Raw genomic sequence first — 18,067 nt, 5'->3', positions numbered from 1 at the left:
ATGGCCTCAAGCGAAATCGAAACTCTCAGCAGCGCACTGGCCCGTTTGCCCGGCCTTGGCCCCCGCAGTGCGCGGCGGGCTGTGCTGTGGCTGGTAAAGAACCGGGAAAAGGCGCTGCCGCAATTGCAGGACGCGCTGGCCGCTGTGCGCGAGCATCTTGTGGAGTGCGACACCTGCGGCAATGTCGACACGCAAAACCCGTGCGGCATCTGCGCCGATCCGAGGCGGGACGCCAAATCAATCTGCGTGGTGGAGGACGTGTCTGATCTGTGGGCGCTCGACCGGGCGCGGCTGTTCACCGGGAGGTACCACGTTCTGGGCGGCAAATTGTCGGCGCTGGACGGCGTGCGGCCAGAGGATCTGTCGATCGATTCGCTGCTGGGCCGGGTGGAAGCGGGCGGAGTGGACGAGATCGTCCTCGCCATGAACGCCACGCTGGAGGGCCAGACAACCGCGCATTATCTGGCCGAGCGGCTGGAGGATTTTCCTGTGCGGATCACCCAGCTTGCCCATGGCCTGCCGGTGGGCGGGGAGCTGGATTATCTTGATGAGGGAACTCTGGCGCAGGCGCTTCGGGCGAGACGCCCGGTTTCATAGGGGGGCGCGCGGCGGCCAGTTGGTTAGTCGATCCTCAACCGCCGAGCACCCACCCCAACCCCTCCCTCAAGGGAGGGGCAGCGAGACTTGCGAGCTTGCTCGCTAGTCGCAGCGGGGTGGGCATGTGCTTGGTCACGGCAGTCAGAACGCGACCGCGTGACGCCCGCCAACGCTTGCGACTTCTCACCGCAGCCCCTAAGTCGCCCCCATGGCTATCCGCGAAATCCTTGAAGTTCCCGACCCGCGTCTCAAGACGGTCTCGACGGCTGTCGAGCCCGGTGAGTTCAACGACGAGCTGAAAACGCTCGTCGATGACATGTTCGAAACGATGTATGCCGCACCCGGTATCGGCCTCGCCGCCATTCAGGTCGGCGTGCCCAAGCGGGTGCTGGTAATCGACCTTCAGGAACCGGACATGGATGCCGAGCCTGAGGAATGCGGCCACGACCACGGAGACGGCGAGGGTGCGCACAAGCACTACCCGATCAAGAATGATCCGCGCGTGTTTGTGAATCCCGTGATCCTCAACCCGGACGAGGAACTGGGCACTTATCAGGAGGGCTGCCTGTCCGTCCCCGAAATCTACGCCGACGTGGACCGTCCGAAGACCTGCACGGTGAAATATCAGGATGTGGAAGGCAAGGAGCACACCGAGCAACTGGACGGCCTGCTCGCCACCTGCATCCAGCACGAGATGGACCACCTCGAAGGCATTCTCTTCATCGACCACCTGAGCCGGTTGAAGCGGCAGATGGCGCTGAAAAAGCTGGATAAACTGCGCAAGGCTGCCTGATCCGGCTCAGACGAAAAAGCCCCGCTCACCGGCGGGGCTTTTTGCATTCTCTGTGACGATTGTCAGTGAAGACATCGGGCCGTCGGCCTTATCCCATCACATCGAGCGCTTTCTTCACGTCGCGGATGATTTCCTCGCACATCGTGCTGCAGCGTTTGCAATGCGCGTCGTCATGCATCCGGCAATGCTCCAGACATTGCTCGCAGGCCACGATGGTTGCTTCGGCAATCGCCTTGATCGCAGGCACATTGCCGCCGGTGCGGCGGCTGGCCATGCGGTAGAACGCGGTGCAGGCGTCGGAAGCGTCGAGACAGCGGCGCACGCATTCGCGGCGCTCCTCGACATTGCTCTCGGCCAGACAGGAATCGGCGCACGAATTGATGATCGCCGCGCCATACATGGCATGCTTCACCGCTTCGCCCAGCGCTTCGTTGTAGTCGTCACCCACGGCGGGGTGATCCTGGATCATTTCTTTGATGGACATGGTGTTTTCTCCTTTGTCAGTTGGAGCGAACGAGGCGGGGGATTGGTTCCGCAAAGGTCCTTGGCGGCGGGAAGCGTTCCGGCTATGTTCCGGTGATGGAAACCACTGTCATCATATTCGTCATTGTTGCTCTGCTGGTTGGCCTGGGGGCAGGCTGGTTCCTTGGTTCGCGGCCCGTGAACGATTGGCGGGTGCGGCATGAGGAGCGGGATGCCGAGGCGAAGAAATACGCCGATGATGTCGCGCGCATGACGCCCGAGCTTGCCACGATGAGCGAGCGGGCGGGGCGGGCCGATACGCTAGCAGAGCAACTGGACACGGCACGCAGTGAGCGCGAGGCGCTACGGGCGGAAGTAGCTACGCTGAAAGAGAAATCGGCCAATTTCGACGAGCAGATGAAGCTGATGCGCGAAGCGCGCGAGGAGATGCTCAAAGAGTTTCAGAACACCGGCAATGCGGTGCTGGGCAAGGCGCAGGAAGCGTTTCTGGAGCGGGCGGCCGAACGCTTCGGGCATTCCGAAAAGGCCAGCGCTGAAAAGCTGCAGGCGCTGATGAAGCCGGTGGATGATCGGCTCAAGAAATACGAAGAGCAGGTCAGCGCGCTGGAGGAAAAGCGCGCCAATGCGTTCTCGGCGCTGGGCACGCAGATCGAACAGATGCGGTTGGGGCAAGAGGAAGTCCGGCGCGAGGCCCAGCGGCTGGGCAATTCCCTCACCAATGCGCCCAAGGCGCGCGGGCGCTGGGGCGAGCAGCAGCTGAAAAACCTGCTGGAGCAGGTCGGGCTGGCCCAGCATACCGATTTTGAGCTGGAACAGTCGATCGACACGGAGGAAGGCCGCCTGCGCCCCGACGCGATCGTGCGGATTCCCGGCGGCAAGATGTTGGTGATCGACGCCAAGGTCTCGCTCAACGCCTATCAGGCGGCGTTCGAGGCCGACAATGACGAAGCGCGCGATCTGGCGCTGAAAGCCCATGTCGCTTCGATGAAAAACCACGTCCAGCAGCTGGGCGCGAAAAGCTATCAGTCACAATTCGAGGATGCGCCGGATTACGTGGTGATGTTCGTGCCGGGCGAGCATTTCGTGGCGGCCGCGCTGGAGCATGATCCGGAGCTGTGGGACTTTGCTTTCGACAAGCGGGTGCTGCTCGCCACGCCGACCAACCTCGTCGCGATTGCGCGCACGGTGGCGCAGGTATGGCGGCAGGATGCACTGGCGGCAGAAGCGCGGGATATCGGGCGGCTGGCTACCGATCTGTTCGACCGGATCGCGATTGCCGGCGAGCATCTCAAACGCGTCGGCGGCGGGCTCGACAGCGCGGTCAAGAATTACAACAAATTCGTCGGCAGCTTTGAACGCAATGTCCTCTCCAGCGCCCGCAAGCTCAAGGAGAAGGGCATCGAGACGGGCAAACGGGAGGCGGAGGAGGTTCCGCTGGTGGAGGGCACGCCAAACTACAACGCCGAGGATGTGGCGGAATTGGATGCGCTGGAGGACAAGTCAGGTGATGCAGGGTAAGGGTTCGTTGATGGTACCCCTCATCCCGCACTTGATCCGGCGTGACGCATAGGACGAGGTGGAGAATCAATGACCGAGATCAATTCCACTCTCGCCCTTTCAGGCGTTCTGCTGTTCCTGATTGGCCTCATCAATGGTGTTCTGATCCCTGTTGGAAAGAGCCCGCGCATGGGGCTCTCTGCGCATCTCACTGCGGTCCAAAGCGGCACGTTCCTGATGGCTGCGGGTCTGCTGTGGCCCCACATTGCGTTTGGCAATGGTTGGGGAGCGCCGACTGCTGCAGCGCTTTGGTTATCGCTGTATGCCCTGTGGCTGGCGCTGTTTCTCGCCGGAGTGTTCGGTACCGGCCGAGATCTGCCGATTGCTGGTGGAGAGATGCGCGGAAACAAGGTTGCGCAAACGATTTCCACCGTCCTGCTTTACGGAAGCGTTGTGGGCTCGCTCGGCGCGACGGCTTCGATGGCTTTCTGGATGCTGTAGCGCTCGACGGTTACTTCGTCTGTTGGGCGTAAAGAACCAGAGCGGGCAATCAGCCCATCACGCTGGCAATCGCGCTCCCCAGCACGGCCGAGAACATTATGCCGAATAGGCCTCCTGCGAGAAACGCGAAGAAGCCGGTGAACTGGGCCAGCATTGCGCCAAGGTCTGGATTGGGCGCGCTCGCCTTGAAACGGCGCATCGCCATGAAACCAGCCTTGCCGGTGACAGCGCCGGCCACCACCGCGCACACCAGTGCGACAACGCCCAGGTCGCCGGTGTTCCAGCGCAGGCCGACCGTCAGCAGCACGGCCCCGCATAGCATCCAGTTGCCGATGCCCGCGAAATAATCGCGCATATTGCCTACCGGGTTATCGCCGGTCCAGTTCACGTTTGTCATTGTCGTACCCCCGCTTCAATTCGAGCGGGGAGGATACAAAGCAAGCGTTACCAAAGACTAAGCGTCGAGCGAGGCCAGAACCTCATACCCCAGCACGGCCGCCGCGACGGCTGCGTTAAGCGAGTCGGCCCGGCCGCGCATTGGCATGGTCACGCGCAGGTCGCATTCGGCTTCGTAGCTTTCAGGCAGGCCTTGCGATTCGTTGCCCACCAGCACGAAGCAGGGAGCCGCATAGGGCGCACCGCGATACGGCACGGCCTCGCGCAAGCTCGCAGCGACGAGCTGTCCGCTCCCTGCACGCAGCCACGGCACGAATTCGTCCCACCGCGCCTGCGCCAACCCTTGCGTAAACACCGCGCCCATGCTGGCCCGCACTGCCTCGACACTGAACGGATCGGCGCAATCGTCGATCAAGATCAGCCCGCCAGCGCCCAGCGCATCGCCCGTGCGCAGCATGGTGCCCAGATTTCCCGGATCGCGCAGCGCCTGCGCCACCAGCCAGATATCGCCGCTGCTCCGGTCGAGCGCGTCCAGCGACGTATCCCATTCGGCGAACACCCCGGCCACCGCCTGCGGATTGTCCTTGCCGGTGATCTTCGAGAGGATGTCGGCGGAGGTCTCGATCACCTCGCCGCCTGTCTCCACAACACTCTGTTCCAGCGCGGCGATCAGCGGATGCGGATCGCGGCTCTCGGCCAGCACCAGCACCTCTGGCACGCGCCCGCATTCGCGTGCATCGGTCAGCAGACGCAGCCCCTCGGCGAGGAATTTTCGCTCGCGCTTGCGGTGCTTTTTCTCGCGCAGGGAGCGGATGAATTTGACGGTGGGATTGGAAAAGCCGGTGATCAGGCGGCGTTCCGGCAAGGGCTGCTGCACGGGAGCTATTCCTCCCCGAACCCGTCCTCGATCAGCGCGCACACTGTCTCGAGCGTGGCCCCGGCATTGTCGCCCTCGACAATCACTTCGATCGTGTCGCCTTTCGCCGCGCCGAGCATCATAAGCCCGAGGATCGAGCCACCGGCGGCCTCGTTGCCATCCTTGGCCACGCGCACAGTCTCGGTAGCGGGCAGTTCCGCCACCAATCCGACCAGTTTCGCGCTAGCCCGCGCATGCAGACCGCGCTGGTTGATGATGGTTACCTCGCGGCGCAAGGGGGAGGCGGCTTCGCTCATGAAGCTTTCTTCGCGGGCGGCGCTTCGTCGGTGCCGAGAAATTCGCTCGCCACGGTGATGTAATTGCGCCCTGCTTCCTGTGCAGCGACGACTGCCTCTTCCACGCTCAGCGAGCCCCGCGCACCGGCCAGACGGATCAGCATTGGCAGATTGATCCCGGCGATGACTTCGACCTTTCCGGCCTGCAGCAGAGAGATCGCAAGATTGGACGGGGTGCCGCCGAACAGGTCGGTGAGGACGATCACGCCCTTGCCGTTATCGACCGCCGCAATGCCATCGGCGATGTCCTGACGGCGCTGTTCCACATCGTCATCCGGCCCGATACACACCGTCTGGATCGCATCTTGCGGGCCGACGACGTGTTCCATCGCGTTCACGAATGTCTCGGCCAATTGGCCGTGGGTTACCAGAATAAGTCCGATCATGGGGAGGTCTGATCTACTCGCATTGCGGGGCCATTGAGGCAGAGGGGGCGCTGCCGGGCCGTCATGTCAGTGCTGCGCCCGCTCGATCTGGTCGGCGGCGCGCGATTGAATATTTCGATGCAAGAGTGTGGGCGAAAACCCCGCCTCGCGCAAGACCTGCGCCATCTGCTCCGCGCTGAAGACGGACCGATGCCGCCCGCCGGTGCAGCCAAAGGCGATGTGGAGATAGGCACGGCCCTGTGCGCGGTATCGCGGTAGCAGGTCCAGCACCAGATCGCTGACCTTTGCGAATGTTTCCGTAAAGGCGGATTGCGCGGCGATATATTCGGCCACAGGCGCATCCTGCCCAGTCTGCTCGCGCAATTCGGGCTCCCAATGCGGATTGTCGAGGAACCGCATATCGAACACCAGATCGGCCAGCGGCGGCATTCCACGGGCATAGCCGAAGCTGCTGACAGTGATGGAGAGGGACTGCGGCGCGTCTTCAGAAAAGCGCTCGCGCACCGCCTGCTGCAATTCGTTGGTCGCCAGCTCGCTGGTGTCGATGATGACGTTGGCCCATTGCCGCAGCGGGCTGAGCAATTCGCGTTCCGCCATGATGCCGTCGAGCGCGGAACGGCCCTTGGCCAGCGGATGGCGACGGCGGGTTTCGTTGTAGCGCCGCTCCAACTCTCCGCTGGAGCAATCGATGAACAGCGAGGCGACCTCCAGATCGGCCCGGCGCGACAGGCGCTCCACCGTGCGCATGATGTCGGCCGGGACGAACCCGCGCGTGCGTGTGTCGAAACCGATGGCCAGCGGAGGCGGTTCGCTGCCCTGCTGGGGCTCGCTGACCAATCGTTCGAGCAGGCGGATGGGAAAATTGTCGATCGCTTCCCAGCCCAGATCCTCCAGCACATGCAGCGCGGTCGTCTTGCCTGCACCAGACATGCCGGTGACCAGCAACACGCGCTGCCTGTGATGCGCTGAGTCGGATGGGCTGTCCTCTGCCATGGCCACAGCGTTCGCGCATTTGGCCGCGCAAGGGAAGCGTCAATCTGGGGCTGTGCGATCCACCATGCCAAAATGGGATAGCGCCTGTTCGATCCTTAACGCCGTAGTCCAGTCGGGCGCGGTAAGGCGCAGAGTAGGTATCTTGCAGCCAGCCAGATCGGTGCTTGGCAGCGTTTGCGGCAAGCGTTCGCCTTCTTCACCAAAATGCACCAGCAGAGCGACCGGCGCACTGGTTGTGGGCAGGTCTATCAGGCCCACACCGCGCACCTCCAGCAAGCCAGCGGTATGAGGCGGGGGAGTTGCCTCGATCCTGTCGCCGGTGACAGTCAGCTTCACGCCGTCATCGCCAATGAGCACGGCCCCGCGATCGATCAGGGCGAGTGCGACGGATGATTTGCCGATCCGCGGCTCTCCTGTCAGCAGCACGGCACTGCCACCGACCGCCACGCCGGTTGCCTGAAACAGCATTACTTGAGCGCTGCGCTGCCGGTGCGCGCTTCCGGTAAAGCCAGCACCAGACACGCTCCGGGTGCATTATCGGGCCGGTCGGCCACGCTCAGCGAGCCATCATGCGCTTCGGCGATGGTGCGACCGATGGCGAGTCCCAACCCGCTATGATTGCCGAAATCTTCCTCGTCCGGACGAACCGAGTGGAAGCGGCGGAAGACCTTCTCGCGCTCCTCGACCGGGATGCCGGGCCCCCGATCGCACACGGTCAGCGTGACGCATTCGGCATCGTTGGTGACCGCCAGATCAATCGTTCCGCCGGGCGGAGAGAAGGAAACCGCATTGTCGATCAGATTTTCGATCACCCGTTCCAACCGCATCGGCACGCCATAGACAAAGCTGGGCGTCGCGGGCCGCGCCATGACAATCGGACGCCCCTGGTTGAGCCCGCGATCTTCCCGCGAGGCGACGAGATTTTCGACCAGCTCGGCCATGTCGAATGTCTCGAATGTTGCGCGGGAGATTTCCGCATCGACCCGGCTGGCATCGGAAATTTCGGTCACCAACCGGTCGATCCGCCGCACATCGTGGCTGGCAATGTCGATCAGCTGGGCGCGCAGATCGGGGTCCTCCACCTTGCCGAGCGAATCGACCGCGCTGCGCAGCGAGGCGAGCGGGTTCTTGATTTCGTGGGCCACATCGGCGGCGAAATGCTCGGTCGCGTCGATCCGCTCGCGCAGGGCCTCGGTCATGTCGGAGACCGAGCGCGCGAGCAGGCCGATTTCGTCGCGGCGGTGCGGCAGGCGGGGGACCTCGACATCGCGCTCGCGCCCCAAGCGGACCCGGCTGGCTGCGCGCGACAGCGATTGCAGCGGCATGACGATTGTGCGGGCGAGAAACAGCGAAAGCAGGATCGAGGCGAGCAGCGTCAGCGCCACGCCAATGCCCAGGGTCGAGCGGGCGGCGCGGACAGATTCGGTAATGTCGACCGCGTTGCGGGTGGTCAGCAGAGTGGCACCATTGAGGCCGACCGGCGCTGCGGCGGTAATGACCGGCGTGCCATCGGGCGCGTCGCGTAGGACGATCTGGCTGACGCCTTGCTCCTGTGCGCGGACGAGTTCGGGCCATGGCTCGGCTGTCTGTGCCTCCGGCTCGATATAGTCGGGCACAGGTTCCGCTGCGACGACCGTGTCCACCATCCGGTCCAGCCAGCGTGCAAAGCGCAGACCGAATTCATCGTCGGCGGGATCGTCCAGAGTGAAGCGCGGCTCGTCCAGCGCGAAGCTGTCGGCCCACAGCAGACCCTCGGCATCGAACATGCGCAGGCGCATATTCTGTTCTTTGCCGATCTGGATCAGCAGCGCTTCTTGCCGCTCGCGGGTGGCCCCTGCGAGAGCTTCTGCGGTGATCTGCGCTTCGATACGGGCGAGCTTGTAACGTTCGTCGAGCAACTGCGCGCGATAAGAATCGAGGTAGAAAATCCCCCCGCCAAGCAGTGCCAGCGGCAGGATATTCACCGCCAGAATGCGCGCCGTGAGCGAGACCCTGTCGAGCAGGCTCATCCGCTCGAACGCCTGGGAGGGATCGACCGGCAGACGTGATTTTACGGCAGCTGTCGCCCGCTGCGTGGTCGTATCCTGCTCAGCCATGCAAAGCGTCAGCCATCGGAGAAACTATAGCCTGCGCCATACAGCGTCTCGATCGCGGTAAAGTCCGGGTCCTTCGCTCGGAACTTGCGGCGCATGCGTTTGATATGGCTGTCCACCGTCCGGTCATCATTGAAGATGTCGTCAGGATAGGCGGCATCCATCAGCTGGTTACGGCTCTTGATGACGCCGGGGCGCACCGCGAGCGCTTGCAGGATCAGAAATTCGGTAACGGTCAGGGACACAGGCTTCCCGTCCCATGTCACCTGATGGCGGGCCGGGTCCATCGACAAGCGCCCGCGCTGGATTGTCTCGCGGGTCGCAGGCGTTTCTTCCGGGGTATCGGCCAGCGGACCATCTGTCGCCCCGCTACGCCTCAGGATCGCGCGGATACGGGCGAGTAGCAGGCGCAGGCTGAACGGCTTGGCGATGTAGTCGTCCGCACCCATCTGCAGGCCGGCTTCCTCGTCCCGCTCGTCATCCTTGCTGGTTAGGAAGATCACCGGCAGGTCCGAATGCTCGCGCAGCCGGCGCAGCAATTCCATCCCGTCCATGCGCGGCATTTTAATGTCGAAAACGGCCAGATCGGGCGGATTCTCCAACAGCGCTTTCAATGCATTCTCGCCATCGGAATAGACCCGCGTGGCGTAACCTTCCGATTGGAGGGCTATCGAGACGGTGGTGAGAATATTGCGATCGTCATCGACCAGCGCGATGACCCGTCCGCCCCGGGGGCCGCTGGTTTCCCCGCCCAAGTCGGCGCGGCTTTCGGTGGCCGTGCCTGTACCTGTGCCTGCATCCGCATCGCGGGGGGTGTCGTGCTGCGTTGTCATGAATGAAGTGCTAGCCGGATGCGCCGGTTAAAACAACGCAGCGCAAGATGGCGCGGGCGCGGGTCAAATCGTCGCATGTCTTCTCTTGCCAGTTTGACCTCGCGCGGCGCACTCCCTATGCGGTGCAGCAAGCGCCAGTGCATACCTATGCGCAGAATCGGCGCAGCTATGGTCCGGACAAGCTATCAGGCAGGTTCTGGCCATTTTTCGTTTTAGGAGATTACCAGCGTGAGCGTGCCGCTTTCCCATTCCCTCGCCGACCAGGGCATCGCCACCGATGCCACCATTCATGCCAACCTTTCCTCAGCCGAGCTTACCCAGCGCGCGCTGGATACGGGCGAAGGCAAACGGGCGAAGAATGGCCCGCTGGTCGTGGAAACGGGCAAGCACACGGGCCGCAGCGCAAACGACAAATTCATCGTCCGCGACAGTGAAACCGAAGACACCGTATGGTGGGACAACAACGCCTCCATGACGCCCGAGCATTTCGCCGCGCTGAAGGCCGATTTCCTGACCGCGGTTGCTGGCAAGGATACGCTCTATGTCGCCGATCTGTTCGGCGGATCGCAGCCGGAGCACCGCGTAAAGGTACGCGTAATCAATCAGTTCGCGTGGCATAACCAGTTCATCCGCACGCTGCTGTGCCGCCCGACAGAGGCCGAGCTGGACGGTTTCGTGCCGGAATACACGATCATCGACCTGCCCGAATTTCAGGCCGATCCGGAGCGCCACGGCACCCGCAGCGAAACGGTTGTCGCGGTCAATCTGAAAGAGAAGCTAGTTCTGATCGGCGGCACCAAATATGCCGGTGAAATGAAGAAGAGCGTCTTCGGCATTCTCAACTATCTGCTGCCGCCCAAGGGTGTGATGCCGATGCATTGCAGCGCCAATATCGGCCCCGATGGCAAGACGGCTGTGTTCTTCGGCCTGTCGGGCACCGGGAAGACCACGCTGTCCGCCGATGCAAGCCGCACGCTGATTGGCGATGACGAGCATGGCTGGTCGGACACGGCCGTCTTCAATTTCGAAGGCGGCTGCTATGCCAAGATGATTCGCCTCGACCCCGAGGCCGAGCCGGAAATCTACGCCACCACGCAGATGGAGGGTACGGTCCTCGAAAATGTGGTGATGGACGAAAACGGCGAAATCGATCTCGACGACAACAGCCTCGCGGAAAACACCCGCGGAGCGTATCCGCTCAGCTCCATTCCCAACACGTCGGAAGACAATCTGGGGCCGGTCCCCAGCAATGTCATCATGCTGACCGCCGACGCGTTTGGCGTGCTGCCTCCGATTGCGCGTCTGACGCCAGATCAGGCGATGTACCACTTCCTGTCGGGCTATACCGCGAAGGTCGCGGGCACCGAAATCGGTGTGACCGAGCCGGAAGCCACCTTCAGCACCTGCTTCGGCGCGCCCTTCATGCCGCGTCACCCCAGCGTCTATGGCAATTTGCTGAAAAAGCGGATCGCCGAGGGCGGGGCGCAATGCTGGCTGGTCAACACCGGCTGGACCGGCGGCAAATATGGCGTCGGCAACCGCATGCCGATCAAGGCGACCCGCGCGCTGCTCAATGCGGCCCTCGATGGCAGCCTCAACGACGCAGAGTTCCGCAAGGACCCCAATTTCGGCTTCGATGTGCCGGTCAGCGTCGAAGGTGTGGATGACGGCATCCTCGACCCGCGTTCGACCTGGGCCGATGGCGAAGCCTATGATGAAGCGGCCCAGAAACTGGTCCAGCTGTTCGTCGACAATTTCGAGCCCTTTGCAGCGCATGTCGATGAAGGCGTGCGTCAGGCGGCACCCGCCGCTGCATAAGCGGACGACAAGTTTGCCGGACCTGATCCGGTAGGAGAGGAAAGGCCCCGCCCGCGTGTCATACGCAGGCGGGGCCTTTTTCTTTGTGCTGCAGGCTCATACGCCTATCCTCAATCCAGCGAATCGATTTTGAAAGGGAGTGAGCACAATGGGTATTTTCGACACGATCATGGGCCAGATGGGCCAGCATGCGGATGTGGCCAATATGGCGGAGAAGCTGGGCATCGATCCGGCGATGGCCGAGAAGGCGATTGCCGCGCTGGGCCAGTCGCACGGCGAAGAAGGCGATACGGTGGAAGGCGCTGCCGCCAAGACCGGGCTCGATACCGGCACGCTCAGCAATATCGTCGAGCAGATCGGTGGCGAGGGATCGCTCAGCCAATATGCCGACACGTTGAAGGACAATCCGGCAGCGTCCGGCATTCTCGGCATGCTGGACCGCGATGGCGACGGCAATCCGCTGAACGACATTGCCGATATGGCGGGCAAGTTCTTCGGAAAGAAGTAGGCGCTCACCCGTTGATCCACTGAAACAACCAACGGGAGAGACGACTATGAGCCTAGCACAAATCCTTCAGCAGTCCGGTGCCATCCAGAGCATGGCGGGCGAGCTCGGCATTGACGAACAGACCGCGCGCGTGGGTGCCGGTGCGCTGCTGCCCGCCATCGTAGCAGGCATGGGCCGCACCAGTGCCGAATCGACCGGGCTGGGCGGACTGGCCGGCGCGATCCTCGGCGGCGGCGGGGGCGGAATGCTCGACGCCGTTCTGGGCAACAAGCCCACGCCGACGCAGCACGGCAATGACATTCTGGGCACGATTTTCGGTAACAAGGATGTCAGCCGTTCGGTCGCAGGCGAAGTAGCCGCGATGACCGGCATCGACGAGGGCGTGCTGAAGAAAATGCTGCCCATTCTGGCGATGGCTGTGGCCGGTTACATGGCCAAGCAAGCGGGCGACAATTCGCAAGGCTCCGGCGGCATCGGCGATCTGATCGGCGGGGCCCTGGGCGGTGCTGGCGGCGGTTCCGGCGGCGGCGGGGCGCTGGGCGGTATTCTCGGTTCGATCGTCAGCGGAATGGCGAAACGATGAGGCGTCAGGCCGGGTCTTCGGACCCGGCCTCGTCCGTTGTTGCCGCCGCGTCCAGTCTGTCGAGATAATTCCAGATTTCGGAGATCACGACCGAGCCTTCGCCCACAGCACTGGCGACCCGCTTGACCGATCCGGCGCGCACATCGCCGACGGCATAGATCCCGTCGCATGACGTTTCGAATGGGGAAGGGCGCTCGACTGCCGCACCCGTCAGAACAAACCCGCGCTCGTCTGTCTGCGCCAACCCGCTGAGCCAGCTGGTGTTTGGAGCGGCTCCGATCATGATGAACAAAGCCGTGGTCGGCATGTCGCGCTGCCCGTCCGGCCCCTCCAGCGTCACGCAGGACAGCCAATCGTCGCCATCAAGCGCGCACACTTCCGTTTGGTAATGGATCGTAATTCTCTCGTCAGCCTCCAGCCTTTCGCTGAGATAGCTGGACATGGACGCCGCCAGACTGGTGCCGCGCACAATCAAATGGACCTGTTTGGCTGCGCGGCTGAGATACATCGCTGCTTGTCCCGCCGAATTGCCGCCGCCGATTACCACCGCTTCTGTGTTGCGGCAGAAGCGGGCTTCCATTTCGGTCGCGGCGTAGAAAATACCGCCGCCTTCCAGCTCTTCCAGACGCTCCAGCGGCAGGCGGCGATATTGCACACCCGTGCTGACCAGAATGGCCTTTGCGCAAACCGCGTCGCCATCGTCCAATGACACACAGAACGTGCCGTCCTCGCGCCGCTCCACATCCTCCACCCGGCGCGGCATCGCGAAGCGCGTGCCGAATTTCAGCGCCTGTATCTGCCCGCGATAGACCAGATCCGTCCCGCTGATGCCGGTGGGGAAGCCCATATAGTTTTCGATCCGGCTGGATGTCCCGGCCTGACCGCCAATCGCGGTGTCCTCTATTGCCAGTGCCTGCAGCCCCTCGCTGCCCGCATAGACCGCCGCAGCAACGCCCGCAGGCCCGCCGCCGACGATCAGCAGATCATACAGCGTCTCGCGGCACACATCGAGATCGAGGTGCAGGCGCTGCGCAATCTTGCGCGGGGTGGGGTCCTCGACCAGCTCGTCCTTGTTGAAGACGACCGAGGGGGCATGGCCCGTCAGATCGCACACCGCGCGGGTTTCTTCGTCCGACCCGTCAAGATCGAAGCTTTGGAACGGGATGCGGTTGCGGGACAGGAACTGCTCCACGCTGCGCACGGCGCTGTCCCTGTCTGCTCCGATGATCTTGATCGAGGAGTTCTTGGCCTCGAACTGGCGGCGCCTGCGTGCGGCGAAGACGGTGATGATATGGTCCGACAATTCGGGCACCCGGCTCATCAAATCGAGCATCGCCTCGCGCGGGGCCTCAACTGTGCGGGTCGGCTTGGAAGCGCGCATCGGGAGGAAGATCGCCCCTGCATTGAGGAAGGAAATCTCGCCCATGAACTGGGTGGGGCCGAGCACAGATTGGATCATCCGTTCCCGCGAATAGGGATCGACCACCTCGATCTCGCCTTCGATCACATAGACGAACCGGTCCAGCGGATCGCCGACTTCGATGACCATCTCGCCTTCCGCGTAGGTAACCTCCTGACCAATCTCGCAAATCATCGCGACATGATCGTCCGCCAAGGGAACACGCTTCATCGTCTCGAGATTGTCGCCGAAATTTTCCATGGTCGTTCCCGCTCTACTGCAGGCTTTCCATGGCCCCGTGAGACTTCAGCTACAAGAGCGTCAGTTGGGTCAGTTGCCCGACGCGGTCGCGCCCGCATCGTCCCCTGCATCGCTTCCGTTATCGGCGCCTTCGTCGACTCCGGCGTCAGCAACTTCATCGCTGCCGCCGTCGCCGCCTTCGCCGCCCTCCATCGCTGCGCTGAGGAGTTCCGGAATACTCACCGGCTCCCCGTCGGGCAGTTCGGCAAGCTCGGAAACGACAATCGCGGCCGCCTGCGAACGTGCGCCACCATGGGGATCGGACGCAAGCGGACTGAGGCTAAGCCGGGCAAGCTGCACCTGGCCTTCATACCCTTGCATGATCGCCGCCTGTAGCCACAGCCCCTGATCGAACGGAGCAAGCGCGGCGGCCTGTTCCAGTGCTGCGCGGGCCAATTCGCTGGGCGGTTCCCCGCGCTGGACATAGCTCTGATAGTAATAAATCAGCGGCAGCGGATGGTCATTCTCCAGCTTGTTGAGCGCGGAGAACGGCTCCATGGCTCCGGCATAAGCGGCTTCCTGCGCATCCGGCTCGGCATCCTCGGCCAGAGCGAATAGCGAAAATCCTTTTTGGACATAGGCATTTTTCACCGCCGGGTTGGCGGCAATGGCCTTGTCCGCAGCTGCAATGGAAGACGCGTAATTGCCTGCATCATGCTCGGCCTCGGCGAGGGCGGCGAGCACCCACGGATCGTCCGGATACTCGGCGGCGACCTCTTGCACATCCGGAAGCAGTTCGAGCGCTGTCTCGCGATTGACCCCGCGCTGCGAGCGGATGATGAGCGGCATCACTTCGCCGTGCCCTTCGCTCAGGCGGCGCACGGTGACGGTGGGGGTTGGAAGCATGTCGGGCTTGAGATTGTAAAAGGACATCATCCGCTTCTTCAGCGAAGCCTCGACTTCCCCTTGCAAGATCTCAAGATCGCCGAATGTTTCCTGCGCTGCCTGCATAGGCTCTACGCCGGAGGCCAAAGCCCTCCAATAGGTCGAGAGCTGTCCCTGCCTGCCCGGATCAAAATTCAGGTGATGGTACAGCGCCCATGCCCAGGCATAGTAGCCGCCGTTCCGATGGTTGGTGGATGGGTCCACCAAATCGCGCACGCTGTATTCAGCAGAATAGGCGAAATCGCCCTCGCGGTGATAGGCCGGACGGCCGATATGAACCGAGCCGTCCTTGGGAAAGCGCGCGGAAGCAAAGAATTCTGCCGACCCTTCGCGCAGCCATGCGGGCATTGAATAACGGGACGTGCCGATAAGAAAGTGATGGGCATATTCATGCAGCAGCACTGTCATGGAGAAGCGCGTTTCCCGGTGACTGATCCTTACATCGGGTACGAAAGCACGGCTCGCCCCGGCGCGCGGAACGTAAAACCCGGCAATCGAAGCCCCGCTATCGCCCGTTGCGAGCTTTGCCACTTTGCGCGTATTTCCGACGGCGAATATCGTGACCCGGTTGGAAGGGCTGGGTTTGGCAATCTTGCGCCCGGTCAGAAGCTCGAGCGCCGAGTGATAGCGTTCCAGCATGAGCGTGAATTCCTCGACATCAGCCGCTTTGTCGTCGGCATAAACGACGAAATTGTCGCTCGAGGCTTCGTGCCAATCGGCGTGCGCGGGGGCGGCCCAGATCAAACTGGCCAGAACAATTGATAAGAAGCGCACATTACCCCCGATAATTCACTGCAAATTCAAGTCATGACTACAAGGCTTGAATATACATAGGAGGCAGAAATTGAACAGAGCCTGAGGTGGATGATATCAGGCTAAGAACTGCGCGCCCCCGCAATATAGCGCCCGACTTTCTTCTCCAGCACATCCATCGGCGCATTGCCGCCCAAAATGACGGCATCGTTGAAGGCCTTCATGTCGTAGCCCGCGCCCAGCTCGCTTTCCGCTTTGGCGCGCAGGTCGGTGATGCGGCTGTGGCCCAGCTTGTAGCCCGTCGCCTGTCCCGGCCAGCTGCAATAGCGGTCGACCTCGCTGGCAACTTCCTGCGCTTTCGACCCGTTGCGCTCGACGAAGAACTGCACCGCGCGTTCGCGGCTCCAGCCCTTGGAATGCAGCCCGGTGTCCACCACCATGCGGCAGGCGCGGAAGGCGAGCGACTGGAGGTAGCCCAGCCGCCCGACGGTGAAATCGTCATACGCGCCCAGCTCGTCGGCCAATTGCTCGCCATAAAGTGCCCATCCTTCGGAGAACGGGTTGAAGGCGAGGATGCTGCGGATGAGCGGCAGCCGGTTAGAGTATTCTCCCTCCCACACATGGCCGGGGATCGTTTCGTGATAGGTCAGATCGGCCAGATCGTATTTGCGGTGCAGATCGGTGGTGCGCAGATTGATCAGGAAGCGCCCGGGGATCGTCCCGTCCTTGCTGCCCGCACCGCCATAAGCACCCGGCGCACCGGCTTCCTCTGCAATCGGGATGCGCACGACTTCCAGATTGGGGTCGACCAGCGTGTTGAACGCACGGGGCATCTGCGCCTTGATCCAGTCGATACGATCATTGATGAAGGCGAAGATTTCCGCGCGGCCCGCATCGCCCTCGGCAAATTTGTAGCGCGGATCGGCACCCAGGCCCTGCATTCGCTCGCCGACTGTCCCTTGAGTGTAGCCGATGTCGCGCAGGATCGGGTCCATGCGGGCGTGCAGCATTTCGAGCTCTTCCAGCCCTTGCCGGTGAATCTCGTCGGCTGTCAGGGTGGTTGTGGTGCTGGAGCGCAGCGCCCACTGGTACCATTCCTCGCCATAGGGCCGCTCGCGCATACCGGGATCGCCCGTGGCAACGGCCCGCTCTGCCTCGAGCTCTTCGCGCTGGCGCTGGAGCGCGACCGCAATGGGGCCTTGCACATATTGGCGGGCAAGTTCCGCGTAACGATCGGGCAATCCGGCCTTGGCCAGTCGCGGTGTCAGCTGTTCCACAAACAGGTCGCCCGACTTCGCCGAGCCCAGCGTGATGTCCATCTGGCCCAGCGCCTTGTCGATCAGGAAATCGGGCGGCACCACTCCGATGCTGCGCGCTTCCTTCATGCGCTCCAGTTCCCCCTCCAGAACCGAGGGGAATTGTTGCAGCCGTTCCAGATAGGCTTCGGCATCGCTGCCTTCGCGGATCGGATGGTCGAGCTGCATGAAGCGCGGGACGCCGATATACGCGCCGACATTCTGGATCACGACATAGGGCGCGGTCCGCCAGCTGCCGACCGGTGTGTCGCCATAAGGCAGGGCAAAGCCGTCGAGCGCCAGCTGGTAGCCGCTCTCAACGACATCGAGATTGGTGATGGTATCGGTCGACAAACCTTCGCGGGAGAACTGGCGGATTTCAGCCAGATCGCGGCGCAGGGTCGCGGCATAGGCGTCTTGGCCGGCGGGGGATTGATCCTCCAGCTTGGTGCGTAGATGGGCGAAGTCGCCTGTGTCTACGCCCAGCGCTGTGGCGCGCTCCGGTTCGTGCTTCAGCAAGCGGAAGGCGATGTTCTCAAGCTGGGTTTCGATTGCCGCATCGAGGGTCGGCAAGGTTTCCTGCGCGGCGGGCGCGCCAGTCGCAGTCCGCACGCAAGCGGGCAGGGCGCCCAAAACACTTGCGGCGCCAAGCCCGGTGAGAGCCTGACGCCGCGAAATGGGTGACGTGATTTCAAATGTTGTTTTGGTCATGCAGAGGAGCGTGCCCGCGCATGGCCTAACT

19 protein-coding genes are annotated in these 18,067 nt (G+C 62.7%); 7 read left to right on the top strand and 12 right to left on the bottom strand.

What is annotated here, in order from left to right; translation table 11 throughout:
• Together recR and def are read left to right on the top strand one after the other, a co-directional pair.
• Window positions 1-597, top strand: a complete 597-nt coding sequence (recR, locus tag ACFCW2_RS01600; RefSeq protein ID WP_379547704.1) for a recombination mediator RecR — start codon at window positions 1-3, stop codon at window positions 595-597.
• A 208-nt stretch (window positions 598-805) separates the two neighbouring features.
• Window positions 806-1,390, top strand: a complete 585-nt coding sequence (def, locus tag ACFCW2_RS01595) for a peptide deformylase (protein ID WP_379547702.1) — start codon at window positions 806-808, stop codon at window positions 1,388-1,390.
• Window positions 1,391-1,478: 88 nt separating this feature from the next.
• Here the strand turns inward: def and ACFCW2_RS01590 are convergent, their stop codons facing one another.
• Entirely contained in the window at window positions 1,479-1,874 is a 396-nt protein-coding gene (locus ACFCW2_RS01590) for a four-helix bundle copper-binding protein (RefSeq protein WP_379547700.1), read from the bottom strand.
• Window positions 1,875-1,969: 95 nt separating this feature from the next.
• Here ACFCW2_RS01590 and rmuC point away from each other — a divergent pair, with 95 nt between their 5' ends.
• Both rmuC and ACFCW2_RS01580 read left to right on the top strand, forming a co-directional pair.
• Window positions 1,970-3,391 (top strand): DNA recombination protein RmuC, encoded by a 1,422-nt coding sequence (rmuC, locus tag ACFCW2_RS01585; protein WP_379547698.1) that lies wholly within the window; start codon window positions 1,970-1,972, stop codon window positions 3,389-3,391.
• Window positions 3,392-3,460: 69 nt separating this feature from the next.
• Window positions 3,461-3,871 (top strand): hypothetical protein, encoded by a 411-nt coding sequence (locus tag ACFCW2_RS01580; protein WP_379547695.1) that lies wholly within the window; start codon window positions 3,461-3,463, stop codon window positions 3,869-3,871.
• Between the two features lie 49 nt (window positions 3,872-3,920).
• Here the strand turns inward: ACFCW2_RS01580 and ACFCW2_RS01575 are convergent, their stop codons facing one another.
• The 8 genes from ACFCW2_RS01575 to ACFCW2_RS01540 all read right to left on the bottom strand — a co-directional run bounded on the left by ACFCW2_RS01575 (window position 3,921) and on the right by ACFCW2_RS01540 (window position 9,784).
• Window positions 3,921-4,268 (bottom strand): hypothetical protein, encoded by a 348-nt coding sequence (locus ACFCW2_RS01575; protein WP_379547693.1) that lies wholly within the window; start codon window positions 4,266-4,268, stop codon window positions 3,921-3,923.
• Window positions 4,269-4,325: 57 nt separating this feature from the next.
• Window positions 4,326-5,132 carry a TrmH family RNA methyltransferase gene (locus tag ACFCW2_RS01570; protein ID WP_379548906.1) on the bottom strand — a complete coding sequence of 269 codons (807 nt, stop codon included), beginning with the start codon at window positions 5,130-5,132 and terminating at the stop codon, window positions 4,326-4,328.
• 17 nt (window positions 5,133-5,149) lie between these two features.
• Complete coding sequence (locus ACFCW2_RS01565; protein WP_379547691.1) at window positions 5,150-5,440, bottom strand: HPr family phosphocarrier protein; 291 nt, start codon at window positions 5,438-5,440, stop codon at window positions 5,150-5,152.
• On the bottom strand, window positions 5,437-5,865 hold the full coding sequence (locus ACFCW2_RS01560; protein ID WP_379547689.1) for a PTS sugar transporter subunit IIA: 429 nt from the start codon (window positions 5,863-5,865) through the stop codon (window positions 5,437-5,439). The genes ACFCW2_RS01565 and ACFCW2_RS01560 overlap by 4 nt, the downstream gene beginning before the upstream one ends.
• Window positions 5,866-5,931: 66 nt before the next feature.
• Window positions 5,932-6,858, bottom strand: coding sequence for an RNase adapter RapZ (gene rapZ, locus ACFCW2_RS01555; protein ID WP_379547687.1), 927 nt, complete (start codon window positions 6,856-6,858; stop codon window positions 5,932-5,934).
• Between the two features lie 39 nt (window positions 6,859-6,897).
• On the bottom strand, window positions 6,898-7,326 hold the full coding sequence (locus ACFCW2_RS01550; protein ID WP_379547685.1) for an HPr kinase/phosphorylase: 429 nt from the start codon (window positions 7,324-7,326) through the stop codon (window positions 6,898-6,900).
• Window positions 7,326-8,867: a sensor histidine kinase gene (locus ACFCW2_RS01545; RefSeq protein ID WP_379548905.1), complete on the bottom strand. Its 1,542-nt coding sequence runs from the start codon at window positions 8,865-8,867 to the stop codon at window positions 7,326-7,328. The genes ACFCW2_RS01550 and ACFCW2_RS01545 overlap by 1 nt, the downstream gene beginning before the upstream one ends.
• Before the next feature lie 95 nt (window positions 8,868-8,962).
• Entirely contained in the window at window positions 8,963-9,784 is an 822-nt protein-coding gene (locus ACFCW2_RS01540; protein ID WP_379547683.1) for a response regulator transcription factor, read from the bottom strand.
• A gap of 228 nt (window positions 9,785-10,012) precedes the next feature.
• On the opposite strand from ACFCW2_RS01540, the gene ACFCW2_RS01535 reads away from it, so the two are divergent.
• The 3 genes from ACFCW2_RS01535 (at window position 10,013) to ACFCW2_RS01525 (ending at window position 12,693) form a co-directional block, all read left to right on the top strand.
• Complete coding sequence (locus tag ACFCW2_RS01535; RefSeq protein ID WP_379547681.1) at window positions 10,013-11,602, top strand: phosphoenolpyruvate carboxykinase; 1,590 nt, start codon at window positions 10,013-10,015, stop codon at window positions 11,600-11,602.
• 148 nt (window positions 11,603-11,750) lie between these two features.
• A complete protein-coding gene (locus ACFCW2_RS01530) occupies window positions 11,751-12,110 on the top strand; it encodes a hypothetical protein (protein WP_379547679.1) in 360 nt (119 codons plus the stop codon).
• Between the two features lie 46 nt (window positions 12,111-12,156).
• Window positions 12,157-12,693 carry a DUF937 domain-containing protein gene (locus ACFCW2_RS01525; protein WP_379547677.1) on the top strand — a complete coding sequence of 179 codons (537 nt, stop codon included), beginning with the start codon at window positions 12,157-12,159 and terminating at the stop codon, window positions 12,691-12,693.
• A 4-nt stretch (window positions 12,694-12,697) separates the two neighbouring features.
• Here the strand turns inward: ACFCW2_RS01525 and ACFCW2_RS01520 are convergent, their stop codons facing one another.
• The 3 genes from ACFCW2_RS01520 to ACFCW2_RS01510 form a co-directional block, all read right to left on the bottom strand.
• On the bottom strand, window positions 12,698-14,353 hold the full coding sequence (locus ACFCW2_RS01520; protein ID WP_379547675.1) for an FAD-dependent oxidoreductase: 1,656 nt from the start codon (window positions 14,351-14,353) through the stop codon (window positions 12,698-12,700).
• Window positions 14,354-14,422: 69 nt separating this feature from the next.
• Window positions 14,423-16,051, bottom strand: coding sequence for a hypothetical protein (locus ACFCW2_RS01515; RefSeq protein WP_379547673.1), 1,629 nt, complete (start codon window positions 16,049-16,051; stop codon window positions 14,423-14,425).
• A 101-nt stretch (window positions 16,052-16,152) separates the two neighbouring features.
• Window positions 16,153-18,036: a DUF885 domain-containing protein gene (locus ACFCW2_RS01510; RefSeq protein ID WP_379547671.1), complete on the bottom strand. Its 1,884-nt coding sequence runs from the start codon at window positions 18,034-18,036 to the stop codon at window positions 16,153-16,155.
• Between the last annotated feature and the right edge of the window lie 31 nt (window positions 18,037-18,067).

It is taken from the genome of Qipengyuania algicola, assembly GCF_042492175.1.
Classification (GTDB): domain Bacteria; phylum Pseudomonadota; class Alphaproteobacteria; order Sphingomonadales; family Sphingomonadaceae; genus CAJXSN01.
This window is presented reverse-complemented; position numbering and strand designations above follow the sequence as displayed.